This is a genomic window from Paenibacillus sp. GCM10012306, from assembly GCF_042649265.1.
In the GTDB taxonomy this organism is placed as follows: Bacteria; Bacillota; Bacilli; order Paenibacillales; family Paenibacillaceae; genus Paenibacillus_AQ.
In genome coordinates, this window is record NZ_JBHRYW010000009.1 from 217403 (window position 1) to 234817 (window position 17415).

The following is a 17415-nucleotide window of genomic DNA, read 5'->3' on the forward strand; positions in this document are numbered from 1 at the left end:
GAGATGAAATATGAGAATGCCGGTGATATCCTGCCAGCGGAACTACTCAAAGAATTGCAGAAATATGCGGCAGGCAAGCTGCTATATATTCCCTCCGGAGAGGAAAAAAGAGCATGGGGCGAAACGTCAGGTTACCGGGGGACCTTGCAGAAGCGCAATCGCATGATTCGCAATAAGTATGGTCATGGAGTGACAGTGTCTGAGCTTGCGGATGAATACTTTTTATCCTTGGATTCTATCAAGAAAATCATCTATTCTAAGAAAAATGATGGGCATATCACATACGCTCCCACATTGGAATCAGCAGTACAATATACGAATGTCGGGATGCTGGAAGAATGGATTCACTGTTATCTGCTGCTCACCCAAAAAGTAGCTCTAAGTCTGGATGATATCATGAAGGAAGAGCGTTTGTATTACGGTGTTGTGAAGTTTCCGCTGCGGCTTATTCAGGAGGAAGGATCAGTGCGTGGGGGAGAGGACCAAACCATCGATGATATAGCCGCTCACCCCCCTTTGCTAATTCGGTATGAAGCCGGTAAATTTTATTGCCTTACATCAAACGAGTTGTTGGCGATATTAAAGCAGCGCAAAGTAAATGCTCATCCTGCCATCATTGTGTTAAGCGGGAATGCTGATTATAAACGATTTATGAAGCACTATGGGACGGTATTGATATTTTGTAAATAAAAAAGAGCGACACGAAGTGGGACACTCGTGTTGCTCTTTTTTTTCTAAGAAACAGGTCTCTTAACGACTGGAATCCAAATTTCCATTTCATACATGTTGTTTCCACGATCGTACGTCATTTCAAACTCGGGGGCATTTGTATTTTCTCTCACCCGTGAGTTCCTGCTGTATTTCAAGCAGCATATATTCGGCAAATTCCGAAAGCCGGGCTGGAGCTATATTTATATTTACGCTTCCCCTTGTATACTCCTCTAAATAGCATTGAACCAGGTCATGGTATTTACTTGGCAAATTCTCAGTTCCCCAAATTCCCCCTTCTTTTTTGGAGGAGATTGCACCCTTTCTAATAAAGTAAAGCACTCTACATAGATTTAACGTTACATACATTGGTTTATCCAAAATCTCATCGGATGCACATTCGATGTCGTACAGGATGGAGGCAAGATAGTATTGCCTTTCAATCGGTGGATAACACTCTGCAAGTGGACTGCCATATAAAGCCCTACCCCTGTGGTAGGCTACGGCTATTTGAGAGGCTAAGTCTTTATCCTCATACCCTCCGCACAAGTAATGCTCGTTAGTCCGATACTGCTCCCGATGAAAATCCGAGAAATGATACTCACAGGGTGTTGGATACACAAACTCAGTTAAAAATTTCTCCAGGATGATGCTGCATTCAATGCTATTCTCGATATCGTCATGGAGTAACAGAAGTCTTTGTGAGATCTGTTGTGTAGCTAAGACGGATAATGTTTCTTTTACCACAATCAATACATCAATATCACTCTTTGCAGGATTAAAACAATCCATAGCCAAAGAACCGTGCAGATAGACTCCAACTAAATTGTTGTCACCTAGCTCTTCTACAAATAATGCTCGTATTCTGTCTAAAATCACTTGCACCTGTACAGCCTCCCCGCATTCTAACCATTAGTACAATTGTAGAAGATAAGTTTAAGTTGAAGCGGGTAAAGATTAAACATAATTAATGTTGGTACAATAAAACCCACTATAAGGAGGTGCAACGGAGCCCTTTTTTAATCTCGTTTACGAGCAAATTTTTCTCCTTTTCCGATATTCCATCAGCGGAAAGTTTGCGTGCTGCTACAGGTATAATCCAAGGCTCGATATCCGCATAACTGATGCCGGAGAGCCGCTCGTATTCGTCCATAAATATGGTAATGATATTTTCTCGCGTGGCGTTTAGAGCGGTACTTGCTTCTGATGGGAGATGATCGGGCAATATCGCATATCCAATCATAATGATATATTCGGCCAAGTCCGCTTCCGGATTTCCGATCGAAGCATTGTTCCAATCAATAATCACTGCTTCATTATTCCGGAACAATATATTGTTTGGGTTTGGATCGCCATGACACAGCTGATGCTTTAACGGTAACTGATTTAATTGGTTGATTACTGCTGTTTTATCAGTCTCGGACAAATAATGAGCACGGCGAATATCATACTTGAGATTGTCTCTTTGACTCGGCATATTGGACATGGAATGCGTGTGGATTTGATACAAGAGCTGAGCTGTAGCTAGAACGTCATTATAATCATCGTATACAGTAAGTGGTTGCTGCGGGCTGGAGGGCTGTAGTATGCCGTTGATAAAACGTTCCATGATTGACTCTCCATAAATCCTTTCAAACACGATACCGGATCGGCCTCCTATATGTACCAGTTCATATGGCTGAGGAACAGGCAACCCGCATTCCCTGGCGATTCGGGAATGATGCAATTCTGCTTGCAAGGCAGCGAGACTGGTGTTAGGCTTTGCCAGTTTGACAATCTTTCCTGCGCCGTCCCATTCGAATACTTCCGAACATCCGCCTTCTCCTATTTTTTTGCCCAGTTTACTGATCATGCCGCGCGCTCCTTTTTAGGATTTTTATAAGTGAGGGTTAATTGTGTAAGCCTTCTTTTATTGTTAACGTTGTGTACATTTCTTCGAGCATTTCTGTAGCCTCGTGAATATCGAGCTCGGACATATTGGTGTTGATCATCGTTCCAATTCCAAGCCAATACAAGGAAAGCTTATAAAAGATTTTCTCGATCTTACTCTTTTCCAGCATACTTAAGCGGTTATCGATTTGTAGAAAGGCGGTATACATCTCCTCTTGGAGTCTATCTTTATTCCGTTTGAAATAGTCACCACCATAATCAGAAAGGAACAGAACTCTGAATAGATGTTTCTCATTTTGAGCGAAGAGCAGGCACCCGATCGCAAAATTCATAGCAGGTGCGTTGCTGTTATTGTCGTATTGTTTCATGCTGGTCAGTGCAAAAGTTGCAACTTGATTAAAGACATCATCTTTTAACTCTTCCATGTTTCCATACACGCTGTAAATAGGCTGGGTCGAGCACTTTAGTTTTTGCGAAATACTTCTGGCTGTCAGAACATCAAGTCCTTGCTCTCGAACCATTTCAAATGCTGCCTCTAAAACTTTTTCTTTGGTTATTTCTGCTTTTGGGGGCATTGTATCATCTCCACAGTAGATTGATTCATAAATAACTATCGTTATATAACGTATGTTATATGTATATAAATGGAATGTCAAGTCGTTGTTTACGACAATCATTCACAACAAAACGAGTACCCGAGACATGTTGGATCCACTCACTTTTCGTAGGTTGTTCTATTGAAAATTTTAATAATATATGTTAAAAATGTTGAACAAACCCATGGGGAGGGGACTAGAGATGAGAAAAATTTATATTATTCAACATTGCCAGTCAGAGCATCACATCAACAATATGTCGGGCGGTTGGACTGATACGCCTCTGACTGATCTAGGGATGAAGCAGGCCGAGCGGGTTGGCCTAAAATTAAAGAGTGAACTAGCTAAAGAAGAGTACGTGCTGTACGCTTCAGATTTAATGCGGGCTAAGCAAACGGCAGATATTATTGGAAAGCATCTAGAACTAAATGTGATCGAAGAGGCAGGCCTGCGGGAAATCAATACTGGAGCTGCAATTGGAAAAACAAAAGAATGGGCAAAGGCGAATAGGAACCCTATGGGAGAACGCGGCTTTCATATAGATTATCAGGAGTTTCAGGGCGGGGAGACATGGAAGGAATTTTATTTGCGCGTCTGTGATTGTATGGAACGGATCATTCATACGGAACAGAAAAATTTAATTATAGCGACGCATGGCGGAACATTAGGCTATATCATTGCTTGGTGGATGGGGTTTAACATTGATATGTTAGAAAAATCGCACTTTAAGGCTTCGGTCGGCAGTATCTCTCTTTTACAGACCAATGGCTATCAGCAACATGAACTGCATATCTTTAACGATACCTCACATTTAGCTGAGTTGAAGAGTTAACTTGATAGTTCGTATTAAAAACCATCTCTGAGGAGAGAAGAGATTCTTCTATTGCCTTCAAAAGAGTAAATAACGGCATTTTTGTACCTTAAAATGGTTGCAGCTAAGAGTATTTCCTAATTAAGTGCAATTTTATATTGAGCTGAAACAATTGCTGCTAACCATCCATGCACATGCGCCCAATAAAGTCGGGGTAAATGCAGGTGTTGCTAACACTGACGATTTCTACTCCACAATTGATGCCAAAGAAGGCGATGCTTACAATTAAAGTCTAAGGTTGTGGCAAGTGAATCGGTTATTGAAGTCATACTGAACTTTCCATTGAATGTGTTGGCAGATCCATTCAATACGGGAGTTTTAGCTATGGCTTTCTTTTTTTGATTGAAGTTAAAAAAATGCTTGATAATCGGGGGAGGATTTTGCTGATTTTTCCTCATTAATAAGATCAAAGAAATGCTTGCCCTTGACGTTGCGTCAAGGGATATACTGGCGCTAGAAAGGGGCTGAGAATGATAAAAAAGACATATTCAATTGGCTCATTCGCCAAGCTGACCGCGACGACAGGAAGGACGCTGCGCTTCCACGATCGCAATGGCCTGCTTAAGCCAAGTGAATAAAATGAACCGGAGTAGACATAGCAAAAGAAACACATGTCGCACGGGGGATCGACTTCCGCGGACTTGAGTTAATGAAAGAAAATATTTATTTATAGTAGGAGTGATTATGATGTCAAATAATAGGGACATGCTGCAAGATTCGAATCCCAGCCTTCGAGTTCGTCCCCGCGTGAAATGGGGTGTTCTCGGATATTTCCTCTACATCGCAGTCTTCTACGCGCTCTTCGTGTCCAACGGCGTCAACTACAGGCGAATAGGTGAGAGTGAGGAGACCCTTCTTCTCTGGTACGTAATACCAATGGCCGGCGGTGCCGTGCTGGCCTTCACAATAGTCACGATCTACGGTTGGTGGCGCCCCAGCCTGGTTGAAAGGCGGAGTCTTTCAGGGTGGACGATGACTCTCCCGATCATCATGGCGGTCATCGCGATTGTGAACATGCTGATCGCTGATTTCACCCGTGTTACGCCCCTCATGTGGCTATATCTCTTCGTCGGCAGCATCCTGGTTGGTTTCAATGAGGAGACTATCCACCGAGGTCAATTGATAGTCGCACTGCGCAGCCGCTTCGGTGAAACCGGGGTCTGGTTACTCTCATCAGCGATGTTCGCAGTCTTCCACCTGCCGGACATATTCCTGGGCCTCGGGGCGGGTGCATTGTTCCAGGTATTGATGGCTTGCGGCCTCGGTTCGATCTTCTACCTCTCCCGGCGGTCGACCGGATCGCTCATAGCCTCCATGTTCGTGCACGGACTCTGGGATGTGAGCATCTTCGCGGGACATGGTACATCGTCGCTTCCGCTCGCTGGTATGGCATCTCCTTTGTTGGCGATTGCTGGGGTTATCACGGTTGCCACCATCCTTCGCCGTGAAAAGCGACGTAAAAGCGCCCAAAGTGTGTCACGACCAGTCGGTTGATTCATCCGTGCGGTCGACGAGATTCGTATATGTTTAGGCAACAGAAAAGGACAAAAGACCGCGTAAACGCGTCTTTTGTCCTTTTGTCCTTTTGTCCTTTTGTCCTTTTGTTCATTACAGTAAATCCAGTTACAGCGATATCAAATCACGCGATAGCTTATTCAGTCGCTCACAGCCGTTGTCTGTCACCAGCACCATATCCTCGATCATGATCGAACCGATACCGTAGCCGTAGTAAGGTGTCTCCAGACAAATGACCATGCCAGGGCGAAAAAGGGTTTCTTCCGATGGGCTGAGGAAGGGTGCTTCCTCGGCAGCAAGGCTCAATCCTGCGCTGTGCCCCAGGTGGCCGCGATTGTAATTCGGGATTCCGGACTTACGAATCAGCGGCATCACTTCGTCAAAAGCATTCTTCATCGGCAAGCCCGGTTCGATGATCTCCAGCAGCCGGTCGTGTCCGGCTCGCAGCGCGCCATAAATGCGCGTGACCGTATCCGATGGAGAACCAAGCACAAAGGTCCGTGCAATATCCGAGCCATAGCCGGCTACATCGACACCGACATCGAATTTGATGAGGTCGCCTGGCTTGCTCGGCCGGGTATCAAAAACATGCGCGGGTGCAAAATGATCGCCAACCGATATCATATGAAAACGGGATTCGAAGCCGTCCGCATGAGTTAGCAAAGCGAGCCGGAACGCATCAGCAATTTCTTTTGCCGAATGACCAGCTCGAATGCCCTTGATCGTCTCAGCGATGCCGATCTCCGCGTAATCGCAGCTCTTGCGCAATTGCGCGATCTCCCAAGCTGTCTTGATCGACCGCAGCTCGGTAAGAATCGGTCCTGCTTCTGCCAGCTGAAGGCCGGGAATGGCTTCACGCAACGCAGTAACAGCAGGATAACGCATGGCGCCTAGCTCTACAGCAACTCTACCACTTTCTATGCCATATTCGGCCAGCACCTGTCCCAATAGTCCGAACATCTCCTGCACCTGATGGTTCACGGGCCGGCGTCCTTCATACTTGGCACCACGTAACCCAAGCGGATCGTCCACGTCGACCCAGGTCGGGTATGTACGAAGCTCGCACTGTGGCAGGTCCGCCGGAACACCGGCGGCTTCGAATTCATTCATAATGATGACCGTAGGCCGGTTCGGATCACGGAACATGACGGCCAGCGCAACTTCGCTCATACGCAGCGTATACATGAACGTGCTGGGATGGCCGGACAGGTAGTAGAAATTCTCACAGCTTGACGCCACGAGCGCATCCACATTCTCCTTCTCCATGATTGCCCGCGCTCGTTCCGCGACGTTCTTCAAATGCTCTGTTTTGCTGGGCATCCCATTGTCCACTCCTTTGAATCAAACTTGATACTCTATGTCTGGTACGCCTTCGATTTGCCGTAAGAATTTCCGCGCACGATCAGTCTTCGGCTGTTTGAAAAATTGCTCCGGCGTATTTTCTTCCTGAATAACTCCATCACTCATAAAAATCACCCGGTTCGCCACTTCCCGTGCGAACTTCATCTCATGGGTCACGACGATCATCGTCATGCCTTCCTTAGCCAGCTGTTTCATGACGGCCAGCACTTCACCTGTCAGTTCCGGGTCCAGCGCCGACGTTGGCTCGTCGAACAGCATGATCTCCGGCTGCATGGCGAGCGCACGGGCAATTGCAACCCGCTGCTGCTGTCCGCCGGACAGGCGGGAAGGATATTCATCCTTTTTGCTAAGCAGACCGACCTTGGACAATAGTGACTCTCCGATTTCGACGGCTTGGCTGCGGCTCATCTTTTTGACAATCGTAGGAGCCATAATGACATTCTCCAGAACCGTCATGTGGGGAAACAGATTGAACGACTGGAACACCATACCTGTTGAAGTGCGAATGTTCCGAATTGCCGCTTTCTTGCTGTTAGCATTCATCGAGACGTCCCATGACGCATCTCCAATCACAATCGATCCCGCGTCCGGTTCTTCCAGGCCGTTCAGACAGCGTAACAGTGTGCTTTTGCCGGAGCCGCTGGGGCCGACCAGAACGACAATTTCACGGGGATGGATTTGCAGATGAATATCGCGAAATACGACAAGATCGCCGAAGCTTTTGCCGAGTTGTTTGACCTCGATCATGAACATCACACGCCCTTAATAAGCTTTTGATAAACGGTTTTCGATACGGTTCAAAATGAATGAAAAGAACACACTCATCACCCAATACATAATAGCAATAGCGATATAAAACGGCATAGCCACGTAATACTGTGCAATCAGCAGTTGGGCGGAGCGCAGCAGCTCGGTCACTGTTACAACAGACACAAGCGATGTTTCTTTCAGCATTCCGATAAATGTATTGCCCATCGGCGGAATGGCTACTCTGGCTGCCTGCGGGAGAACTACTCTACGCATGGTCTGCCAAGAGGTTAGGCCAAGTGACTGTGCGGCTTCCGTCTGTCCTTTAGGTACGGATAGAATCGCACCGCGGAAGGTCTCGGACAAGTAAGCACCAATGTTGATGCTGAGCGAAATAAAGGCCGCAGTGAGCGGCCCCAGTGTGATCCCGTAATCGGGGAGTCCGAAATAGATAATGAAAATCTGAACCAAAATCGGGGTGCCGCGAACGATGGACACGTAACCTTTGGCCAGACCGCTAAGCAGCCAATTTCCTTTGAGACGGGCAAGGGCGAGAAGCAGCCCAATGATCAAGCCGAAGAACATTGAGACGATTGTGATCAACAGCGTATAATAAGCGCCTGTCAATAGAAATTGGAAGTTCTGTAACACCAGTTCCATGCCGTGCATCCTCCACGTTCACACTAATTAGATGTTAGGGTCAACTTTAAACCATTTTTGGAAAATCTCTTTGAACGTCCCGTCCGTCTTCATTTCATCCAGTGCTTTATTGATGGCATCCAGCAGCTCCGGATTGTTCTTGCGAATCGCGATACCCGCAAAGTCCTCTTTAATCGGCTCGCCGACCGCCTTGACATTGAAGTGATTTTTCTCAACCAGTGGCTGGATGGCAAAAGTGTTATTGATCGTGGCATCGATGCGGCCAACGTTCAGATCCTTGAGCGAGGTGATCACATCGTTATACGTAGCAATTTCAAACTTGCCGACTTTCGGCATGGCTTCATCGCGCAAATATTTCTCATCGTTCGTGCCTAGTCCGACACCGATCTTCTTACCTTTGAAGTCCTCAAGACTTTTGATGGTTGTGTTGTCACCTTTGACGATTACGTTGACAGCATTCTTGATGTAAGGCGTAGAGAAGTCCATCGTCTTCTTACGGTCATCGGTAATGGTGACTTGGCTGACGAGTGCATCGTATTTGTCCTTTTGCAATCCTTCAATCAGCCCGGAAAATTCACCTGTGATGAATTCAGCTTCAACGCCGATGCGTTTAGCTACGGCCTTGGCAACGTCGGCATCGAAGCCGTCGATCTCATGCTTGTCGTTGAGGAAGTTGTATGGAGCATAGGTGCCCATAAGCCCGATTCTGATTTTGCCAGCTTTCTTGATCACCTCAAGTGAGTTGTCCGCGGCGGCTGTTTCGGCTGGTTTATTACCAGCATTGTTATCCGTAGCAGCTGGTGCCGCTGTGTTGTTCGTTCCGCAGCCTGCGAGTGCGATTACGAGCACGCTCAGCAGTGAAGCGGATTTTAAAAACTTGTTTAGTTTGGTTGTCATTACGATGGCCTCCTTGGCTCTCTTTGATGTTGTTATACACGATCTGGTTATAAGTTATCCGAGCAAACCCCGGAATTCGAATTTGGCGGTTTCTTCAGCTATGGCAGCAGGGGAGTAGGGCGATTGGTAATCAACGTCATGCATTGGCCCGAACAGCCACTTGGACAGAACACCTGTAATCAAGCTGACCAAAATGTTGGCTCGCAGCGCCATGCTGTTTGTTTTGGGCAGCATTCCGAGTTCTACGGCTCGCTCTATATTGCTTTTGAACGCTTCTTCAAAGGCAATCCAGGTCTGTGAGACAGCTTCACGGATCGGCTGATCAGCACCCTGACCTTTCATGAGCAGCAGAGCCATCAAATTCCGATTCTGGTGTGCAAAAGTGAACAAATCTGTAAGCAGGCGCGCAGATGATCCTACCATATCATCTACCGTACCGGCGTGTTTGCGGTAACCTTGCTGGATGACTAGAATCAGCTTTTCTTTGCCGTCTTCAATCAGCTCCAGCGTGAGCTGTTCCTTACTTTGAAAATGCCAGTAAAACGTGCCTTGCGACACTCCGGTGGCCTTGACCACATCGGAAATTTTGGTGCCGTGATATCCCTTACGGGCAAATAAGTCGAGCGCCGCGGCCATTAGCTGCTGGCGACGATCCTGATCTTGTTCCTCTATAGCGGGCAGCTTCCATCGCTCCTCTTGACCTGACTGATTAGTCAGTTGGTTAATTCCGATGGGCTTACTATATTTAAATTTTAGATTTCTGTCAAGAATAAAATACGGATTTTGTCGAACTGTGGGAGTGGTTATGGACTAGCTTGTCCTGTGGAAAGAAAAGTTATCCAGATGGGGGAGGGGTGTTAAAGTCAATTTGCTGTAGGACTTTTATTCTTAAAAAATGAAAGTGAAAAAGCCGATCTGCCGAAGCAAGTCGACGGTCGACTTTCTCATGCTGCTGTGTTAATTGAAGTGCTCCAGCACAATCTTGCCGATAGCTCCTCTTGCTTCCATTTTGGTATGCGCAAGTTTGAGGTTCGCGGCATTAATCGGGGACAGCCGCTCGGTGACTGCGGTCCGGATTTTTCCCTCGTCGACAAGTTGAGACATTTGATTTAATAAATGATGCTGTTCGATGATGTCTTTCGTTTGAAAAGTGGAACGTGTAAACATATTCTCCCAAACCAGTGTAACGCTTTTGCCTAAAAATTGACCCAGTTCAACAGGCGGATCATTATCAATGATAAAGCAGATTTTCCCTTGTGGAACGATGACCTGAGTCAAACGGTTCCAGTCTACTTTGTTCAGGCTGAAGATATAGTCCACGGAATCCAATCCATGCTGCTGCAATTGGGGCAGGAAGTCCTCGTAATGATTAATTACAATCTCTGCTCCAAGCTCTTTAACCCACGCTGCTGATTCTGGACGTGATGCTGTGCCAATCACAGTGAGCCCTGCCAGTTTGGCAAGTTGGACTGCGATAGAGCCCACGCCTCCGGCAGCTCCGATGATAAGAATGGATTTGTTGCGGTTGATTTCGGGATTATGTGGAATCCCCAAACGATCAAACAAACTCTCCCAAGCGGTAAGCGTAGTTAACGGCAGTGATGCAGCTTCTGCGAAGTCGAGCGTTTTTGGCTTTTTGCCTACGATCCGTTCATCCACCAAATGAAATTCGCTGTTGTTTCCAGGTCTAATCACACTGCCCGCATAGTAGACTTCATCTCCTGGCTTGAAGAGTGTACATTCAGGACCGACTTCAACAACGACGCCTGACGCATCCCATCCGAGAATATAAGGCGCACCTTCAGTAGATGGATTGTACTGACGTACGACTGTATCGGCAGGATTGACAGCGATGGCTTCGATTCGGACAAGCAAATCATGTCCTTGCGGTGTAGGGACAGGAATTTCGAGGTCTAACAGACTATCTGGATGTGTAATTGGTAAATACTCATAATATCCTACGGCTCGCATGGATTTTGAGTTTTGCATATGGGATCAATCCTTTCTTTTCTTGTGGAATTGCGCTTTACTATCTTAGTATAGTTTAATAAGTTATATACAAAAAGTACGCAAAAATAGCATACTGAGTATCCAGTTAGATACTATAGAAGGGATGAAATACTGTGATAAGCTCCTCAAGTACACGCTGTCCGGTTGAAACCACCCTAGGCGTAATTGGTGGTAAATGGAAAGGCGTCATTATATATTCTCTGCTCGGCGGGACCAAGAGGTTCAATGAGATCCGCAAGATTTATCCGCAAGTAACTCACCATACGCTTACTTTGCAATTAAGGGAGCTGGAGCGGGAAGGTCTCATATCCAGAAAGGTCTACAATGAAGTTCCACCCAAGGTGGAATATTCGTTAACGGAGTTCGGGCGGACGCTAGAGCCAATGCTCCTTATGATGAAAGAATGGGGATACCTGTACGAAGAGCGGGTGAAGGCGAATAATGAAGCAGTGGAAGAAGAGAGTGAATTGCATTAAGTTAAGCAGTTTGGCGAGATGTAGAACGTCTTTGATACAATTCGTCTTTTTTAACGAAAATAAAAAAAGTCGACCTGACGAGCAAGAAGTCGGTCGACTTATTTCATGTTATTTTGTTAGCTGAAGTGCTCTAACACAAGCTTGCCAATGGCGGCCCCTGATTCCATTTTGGCATGCGCGATCTTGAGGTTCGCAGCATTGATCGGGGACAGTCGCTCCGTGACTACAGTTCGAATTTTCCCCTCATCCACCAACTCAGCCATCCGATTCAACAGATGATGCTGTGCGATAATATCTTCTGTTTGAAACGTGGATCGGGTGAACATGGTCTCCCAAACCACGGTAACACTTTTGCTTTTTAACAGATTCAGCGCAACAGGCTCTTCATTTTCTACGATCAGACAGATCTTACCTTGTGGAGCGATCGCCTGAGTCATCTTGTTCCAGTGTTGATCTGTATTGTTCAAGCAAAAGATATAGTCGACGGAAGCAAATCCGTGCTGCTGCAATTGGGGCACAAAGTCCTCGTAATGATTGATTACATATTTCGCTCCAAGCTCTTGAACCCACGCTGCTGATTCCGGACGCGATGCCGTGCCGATCACAGTGAGTCCTGCTAGTCTGGCCAGCTGTACTGCGATGGATCCAACACCTCCAGCAGCCCCGATGATGAGAATGGACTTGTTGCGGTTAATTTCGGGAGCATGAGGGATGCCTAAACGATCAAATAAACTCTCCCACGCGGTAATCGTCGTTAATGGCAGTGATGCAGCATCCGCAAAGTTCAGCGTCTGTGGCTTCCGACCCACGATCCGTTCGTCTACCAAATGAAACTCGCTATTGGTACCGGGTCTGACCAGACTGCCGGCATAGAAGACTTCATCGCCCGGCTTGAAGAATGTGCACTCAGGACCAACTTCTACAACCACGCCTGCTGCATCCCATCCTAGGATATATGGACCGTCACCGGCTTGTTCATATTTACGTACGATAGGATCGGCTGGATTAGCCGAGATGGCTTCGATTCGGACAAGCAAATCTCGGCTTTGCGGAGTAGGGACTGGAAGTTCGAGGTCTAGCAGACTTTCTGAATGTGTGATGGGTAAATATTTATAATATCCAACGGCTCGCATGGATTCTGGTTTTTGCATGGTGATCATTCCTTCCTTTTCTTATGAATTGCGCTTTGCAACCTTAGTATAGTTAAATAAGTTATATACAAAAAGTACGCAAAATTATCATACTCAGTATCCAAAAAGATACTTAGAAGGGATGAGTGCAGTGATAGATTCCACAACTAAACGGTGTCCAGTGGAGACCACCCTGGGCGTCATCGGCGGTAAATGGAAGGGTGTCATCATTTATTATCTGCTTAGCGGAACCAAGCGGTTCAACGAGCTGCGCAAAATATACCCGCAAGTGACTCACCATACGCTAACCTTGCAATTAAGGGAGCTGGAGCGGGAAGGCATCATATCCAGAAAGGTCTATAACCAGGTACCACCCAAGGTGGAGTATTCGTTAACAGAGTTCGGGCGGACGTTAGAGCCGATGATCCTGCTGATGAAAGAATGGGGAGACCTATACGAGGAGCGGGCGAAGGAGGTTCATGCAGGAGTGGAAGAAGAGGTATCTGATACACATTAAATGAGCGGTTGGTTTTTCACTGAATAACACAGGGACGAACATCATAAAAATGCATGCTTTAGCGGCTCCAATTGACCGTTAATTCTGCCCTATATGCTGCTAACGGACCCCAGTGCCGTTATTTTCTAACTACCACCCGTTTCAAAAAATAGCGGACTCCAGAGACGTTATGAGTAGAATTTCTGTGCGAAATCTACGGTTTGGAAGGAATAGCGGCATCTGAGTCCGTTACATGCTCCAGAAGCAGCTTGATGTACGAATAACGTCGATAGGGTCCGTTAGCCGCCAGGCAGGAGTTTCAACCTTCTGAAGCCCTGGTTTTAGCAAGCATTGATGAGGGAGTTGAGCCTGATTTGCAGGGCTATTGCCCATGAACAATTGTAGAGAATGGTGTTTCTCGACAGTCTGAGTTTTCCAGTTGTTCAATTACGACCACACGCCTGATGGCTGGGCGTCTATTGCTTGCTCATTATTTGTTCAAGAAGGCGGTCATAGGAGAAAAATAAGAAATGGCGGGTTCAGGAATCCTCCTGAACACCGCCATTTCGTGGTTTTTGCATGATTTTTATATAGGTGGAGCCTTATCGAGGATCATGCCTTATTTTGGGTCAGCCTCTTAGGCAATGCAGTGGTGCCTACATCGCTACAGAGGAGAATATAGCATGATTACCCCTTAAGCGCTTGTACCACCGGCTTCGAGCTGTCCAGCTCTACTGGCTGTCCGTACAGGCTCAACGTCAGCGCTTCGCCCTCAAGCAGCTCCAACTCCACATTTCCGGTAGTGATGGTTACTGCAATCAGACGTCCACGGAAGGTCAAGCGGAACGCATATTTTTCCCATCCGGACGGGATGGAAGGTGCGAGCGACAAGCCGCTTTCTTTTAAGCGAGTGCCAGCAAAGCCATAGACAATCGCCATCCAGGTGCCGCCCATGTTGGCGAGATGCAGACCGTCTTTGGTATTGCCGTGCGTATTATCAAGATCAAGTCGCGCAGTCTCGATGAAGTATTCATAAGCCTTGTCATGATAGCCGATTTTGGAGGCCATGATGCTGAAAATACAGGATGACAACGAGGAATCATGGGTTGTGATTTTCTCGTAGTAATCATAAGAACGACGGATCGTTTCTTCGCTTTGCTCATCCTCCAGCAAGAAGTGGGCCAGAACAGTATCGGCCTGCTTACACACCTGATAGCGATACAGCGTGAGCGGATGGTAGTGCAGCAGCAGCGGATGCTTCTCTTTTGGTGTATTTTCGAAATCCCAAACGGCCTTGCGCAAGAACGTGTCGTCCTGCGGGTTGATCCCCAGCTTCTCATCGAACGGCAGCAACATAGCTTCCGCAGCTTGGCTCCATTCCGCAACTTCTTCAGCTGTCACGCCAAGACGCTCAGTCAGCGCGCGGAAGCCTTGCTCATCGTATGATTTTAAAGTCTCGAAGCTGGTAGCCGCCCATTTCAAGTTATGCTTAGCCATCACGTTAGTGTAATAGTTATTGTTCACAAGACAGGTGTATTCATCCGGTCCAGTAACTTCGTCGAGGTGGAATTTGCCTTCATGGTAGTGGCCAATTTCCATCCACAAGCGGGCGGTTTCGAACAATACTTCGGCTCCGTATTCCAACAGGAAGGCGTTATCCTGTTCAGCCAGATAATACTGGATGTAGCTGTAGGCAACGTCGGCGCTGATATGATACTGAGCGGTGCCGGACGGGAAGAACGACGAGCATTCTGTACCGGAAATCGTCCGCCATGGGAACAATGCACCCTTGGAGTGCCCCATTTCCTTCGCCCGTTCCCGAGCTTGCTCCAGCTTGGAATAACGGTACAGCAGCAGTTGACGAGCCAGGTCAGGAGAAGTCATCAGGAAGACAGGCAGCATGTAGATTTCTGTATCCCAGAAATAGTGGCCCTCGTATCCTTCACCGGATAGACCTTTGGCAGAAATATTACTGTGCGGATCGCGTCCCGCCGATTGCAGAAGCTGATACAAGTTGAAGCGAATACCTTCCTGAAGCTGGGCGTCGTTCTCAATCACAATATCAGAAGTTTTCCAGAAGTCTTGCAAATATTGACCCTGCTGTTCCAGCAGATTCGCAAACGTAAGGGCTTTGAGGCCTTCTTGCAGCGCAATTCCAGTCTCAACAAGAGCGTCCGAATGACGAAGGGTATCGGTATATACATTCCATTTGGTCAGTTGCAGTGGACCTGTGAGCTGAGCAGTGGCTGTTACTTCGCCTGCCAGATCGTTGGCCTGTGCTTCAACAGTCCATGCTCCGTCCCATTCGTGCCGGGTGACGCAAGCGGTCCGCAGACCGGAAGTCATAGTGGCATTCTCGACATGCACATACTCATCCTGAATACCGCAGCCGACTACAGACAAACGTTTGCTGTGTCCGGCAGCGACCCGTGGATCGTTAGGGTTACTGTAGTTACTGACATCCCCGTTCACTCGGGATACAATCTTGATTGCTCCTGTGAAGTTCACTGGTTCCAGCGTGAGGTTGATCGCGAATAGTTCCTTGTGTGTGAAGGAGACCAGTCTGCGGAAATGAAGCTTCAGTTCTTTGCCAGAAGGTGTTCTGAAGTGGACTTTGCGCTCTGAATAGCCTTTGTCCATATGCAGGCTGCGTTCATAACTTACGATGCTGCCTTCAGTCAGTGCGAAAGGTTCTTCCTCGTCACCGATATATATGTTGATGCCCTGTGCATCTATAATGTTCACTAGCTTCTGCTGCGTGCCCGGAAAAGCGTACAACTTCTCGCCATATGGAATATCAATAACATCATGGAAGGCGTTCAGGTATGTGCCACGAATGCTCTGAATTCCAGTGTCGGCATACCCTTCCTCAAAATTCCCGCGGACTCCAAGATACCCGTTACCCAGCGCGAAAATACTTTCTAAATTTAGCAGTGTCTCTGTCGTTAATCCCTTATTGGAAATGCTCCAGCTCATGCTTTTTAAGTCCTCCCTTGGTGGTTATGGATTGAATTTTAAGGCGGGAAAGTCTAAGATTATACTAATATATTTAACTTTTTATCAAAATTTTAAGGTGGGGGCAGAAGTATGACCCAACAGGATAAAGCAATCCCTTTGCCGTCCTATTTGTCCACCCGTTCTGAGAACCTTAACCAAGGTTTTGTTCATCCTCCGCTGGATTATGAGCATGAGCTGCTGGAAGCCATCCGCGTCGGGAATGAGAACGGGGCGCTGGAGGCGCTGCGAAAGATTAATGCGCTGGAAGCGGCCAAGCTGGCCCGCTATCCGCTGCGTTCGAAGAAGAATGCCATGATCGCTTCATGTACTTTGTTCACGAGAGCAATTATTCGTGGGAATGTGGACCCGGAGACTGCTTTTCAACTAAGTGATACGCTGATCCGCGACATTGAGATGGCAACAGAGATTGAGTGGTTGCTGCGTTTTGAATACGAGATGGTCTTACAGTTCATTGCCGTTATGAAAAGGGAAAAAGAAACCCTTCATTATTCTCATATTGTGAATCTGTCCGTGTACTTTATCCGTGAGCATCTCTTCCAAGACCTGACACTGGGGATGATCGCTCGTCATGTGGGTGTGCATCCAAGTTACTTGTCGGACCGCTTCAAGCGGGAGACCGGGATGGGGATCACAGAATTTATCAATCGTCGTAAAATCGAAGAGTCCAAGTCCATTTTGGCCCATAGTAATCAGTCAATTTCCGAGATTTCATTCATGTTCAAATTCTGTAGCCAAAGCTATTATACCCAGCTGTTCCGGAAGTACACTGGCCTGACGCCCAAGGCGTTCCGAAGAAGTGGGGAATTCCACAAACTGCAAGGGGATCATAAGTAGGATACTAACCTGCCTTCTCTTATAATAGGGGACTGCAGGTTTTTTTGCGGATGATAATATCTAAAACCGTTAATATTGTATAGCTTTCGTTATTTTGTGTAATGGAAGTCTGGTGCTGTATACGCTAGCATAGAGTTATTCAGCCGCTTGGATCGGGCGCAGCAGTGCGAGACGAGAGCGCGGAGGAAAGAATCTGTGCAGTCTG

19 protein-coding genes are annotated in these 17415 nt (G+C 47.0%); 8 read left to right on the top strand and 11 right to left on the bottom strand.

Annotated elements, in window-relative coordinates:
* Positions 1-3: 3 nt before the first annotated feature.
* Positions 4-690: a CD3324 family protein gene (locus tag ACFORK_RS20110; RefSeq protein ID WP_379202253.1), complete on the top strand. Its 687-nt coding sequence runs from the start codon at positions 4-6 to the stop codon at positions 688-690.
* A gap of 120 nt (positions 691-810) precedes the next feature.
* On the opposite strand, the gene ACFORK_RS20115 is transcribed toward ACFORK_RS20110, so the two are convergent.
* The 3 genes from ACFORK_RS20115 to ACFORK_RS20125 form a co-directional block, all read right to left on the bottom strand.
* The gene (locus tag ACFORK_RS20115) at positions 811-1593 is read right to left on the bottom strand and encodes an aminoglycoside adenylyltransferase domain-containing protein (RefSeq protein ID WP_379202256.1); all 783 of its coding nucleotides are present in this window, start codon (positions 1591-1593) and stop codon (positions 811-813) included.
* Positions 1594-1699: 106 nt separating this feature from the next.
* A complete protein-coding gene (locus tag ACFORK_RS20120; protein ID WP_379202258.1) occupies positions 1700-2560 on the bottom strand; it encodes a phosphotransferase family protein in 861 nt (286 codons plus the stop codon).
* Positions 2561-2597: 37 nt separating this feature from the next.
* Positions 2598-3173: a TetR/AcrR family transcriptional regulator gene (locus ACFORK_RS20125; RefSeq protein ID WP_379202260.1), complete on the bottom strand. Its 576-nt coding sequence runs from the start codon at positions 3171-3173 to the stop codon at positions 2598-2600.
* Between the two features lie 223 nt (positions 3174-3396).
* Between ACFORK_RS20125 and ACFORK_RS20130 the strand changes: the two genes are divergently transcribed.
* The 4 genes from ACFORK_RS20130 (at position 3397) to ACFORK_RS20145 (ending at position 5559) form a co-directional block, all read left to right on the top strand.
* Positions 3397-4026, top strand: a complete 630-nt coding sequence (locus ACFORK_RS20130; RefSeq protein WP_379202263.1) for a histidine phosphatase family protein — start codon at positions 3397-3399, stop codon at positions 4024-4026.
* A gap of 124 nt (positions 4027-4150) precedes the next feature.
* Positions 4151-4294, top strand: a complete 144-nt coding sequence (locus tag ACFORK_RS20135; protein ID WP_379202265.1) for a hypothetical protein — start codon at positions 4151-4153, stop codon at positions 4292-4294.
* Positions 4295-4535: 241 nt separating this feature from the next.
* A complete protein-coding gene (locus ACFORK_RS20140; RefSeq protein ID WP_379202267.1) occupies positions 4536-4643 on the top strand; it encodes a MerR family transcriptional regulator in 108 nt (35 codons plus the stop codon).
* Between the two features lie 106 nt (positions 4644-4749).
* Positions 4750-5559 (top strand): CPBP family intramembrane glutamic endopeptidase, encoded by an 810-nt coding sequence (locus tag ACFORK_RS20145; protein WP_379202269.1) that lies wholly within the window; start codon positions 4750-4752, stop codon positions 5557-5559.
* 129 nt (positions 5560-5688) lie between these two features.
* Here the strand turns inward: ACFORK_RS20145 and ACFORK_RS20150 are convergent, their stop codons facing one another.
* The 6 genes from ACFORK_RS20150 to ACFORK_RS20175 all read right to left on the bottom strand — a co-directional run bounded on the left by ACFORK_RS20150 (position 5689) and on the right by ACFORK_RS20175 (position 11235).
* Positions 5689-6900, bottom strand: a complete 1212-nt coding sequence (locus ACFORK_RS20150; protein WP_379202271.1) for a M24 family metallopeptidase — start codon at positions 6898-6900, stop codon at positions 5689-5691.
* A gap of 21 nt (positions 6901-6921) precedes the next feature.
* Positions 6922-7689, bottom strand: a complete 768-nt coding sequence (locus tag ACFORK_RS20155) for an amino acid ABC transporter ATP-binding protein (protein ID WP_379202273.1) — start codon at positions 7687-7689, stop codon at positions 6922-6924.
* 15 nt (positions 7690-7704) lie between these two features.
* On the bottom strand, positions 7705-8349 hold the full coding sequence (locus ACFORK_RS20160; protein WP_379202276.1) for an amino acid ABC transporter permease: 645 nt from the start codon (positions 8347-8349) through the stop codon (positions 7705-7707).
* Between the two features lie 27 nt (positions 8350-8376).
* Positions 8377-9246, bottom strand: a complete 870-nt coding sequence (locus ACFORK_RS20165; RefSeq protein WP_379202278.1) for a transporter substrate-binding domain-containing protein — start codon at positions 9244-9246, stop codon at positions 8377-8379.
* 54 nt (positions 9247-9300) lie between these two features.
* Complete coding sequence (locus tag ACFORK_RS20170) at positions 9301-9882, bottom strand: TetR/AcrR family transcriptional regulator (protein ID WP_379202280.1); 582 nt, start codon at positions 9880-9882, stop codon at positions 9301-9303.
* 321 nt (positions 9883-10203) lie between these two features.
* Positions 10204-11235, bottom strand: coding sequence for a zinc-binding alcohol dehydrogenase family protein (locus ACFORK_RS20175; protein ID WP_379202282.1), 1032 nt, complete (start codon positions 11233-11235; stop codon positions 10204-10206).
* Between the two features lie 134 nt (positions 11236-11369).
* Between ACFORK_RS20175 and ACFORK_RS20180 the strand changes: the two genes are divergently transcribed.
* Entirely contained in the window at positions 11370-11732 is a 363-nt protein-coding gene (locus tag ACFORK_RS20180; RefSeq protein WP_379202284.1) for a winged helix-turn-helix transcriptional regulator, read from the top strand.
* A 116-nt stretch (positions 11733-11848) separates the two neighbouring features.
* On the opposite strand, the gene ACFORK_RS20185 is transcribed toward ACFORK_RS20180, so the two are convergent.
* Positions 11849-12883: a zinc-binding alcohol dehydrogenase family protein gene (locus ACFORK_RS20185; protein WP_379202286.1), complete on the bottom strand. Its 1035-nt coding sequence runs from the start codon at positions 12881-12883 to the stop codon at positions 11849-11851.
* Between the two features lie 121 nt (positions 12884-13004).
* On the opposite strand from ACFORK_RS20185, the gene ACFORK_RS20190 reads away from it, so the two are divergent.
* Positions 13005-13379 carry a winged helix-turn-helix transcriptional regulator gene (locus tag ACFORK_RS20190; protein WP_379202288.1) on the top strand — a complete coding sequence of 125 codons (375 nt, stop codon included), beginning with the start codon at positions 13005-13007 and terminating at the stop codon, positions 13377-13379.
* A gap of 666 nt (positions 13380-14045) precedes the next feature.
* On the opposite strand, the gene ACFORK_RS20195 is transcribed toward ACFORK_RS20190, so the two are convergent.
* Positions 14046-16334: a glycoside hydrolase family 65 protein gene (locus tag ACFORK_RS20195; protein WP_379202290.1), complete on the bottom strand. Its 2289-nt coding sequence runs from the start codon at positions 16332-16334 to the stop codon at positions 14046-14048.
* A 111-nt stretch (positions 16335-16445) separates the two neighbouring features.
* On the opposite strand from ACFORK_RS20195, the gene ACFORK_RS20200 reads away from it, so the two are divergent.
* Complete coding sequence (locus tag ACFORK_RS20200; RefSeq protein WP_379202293.1) at positions 16446-17210, top strand: helix-turn-helix transcriptional regulator; 765 nt, start codon at positions 16446-16448, stop codon at positions 17208-17210.
* Positions 17211-17415: the final 205 nt, after the last annotated feature.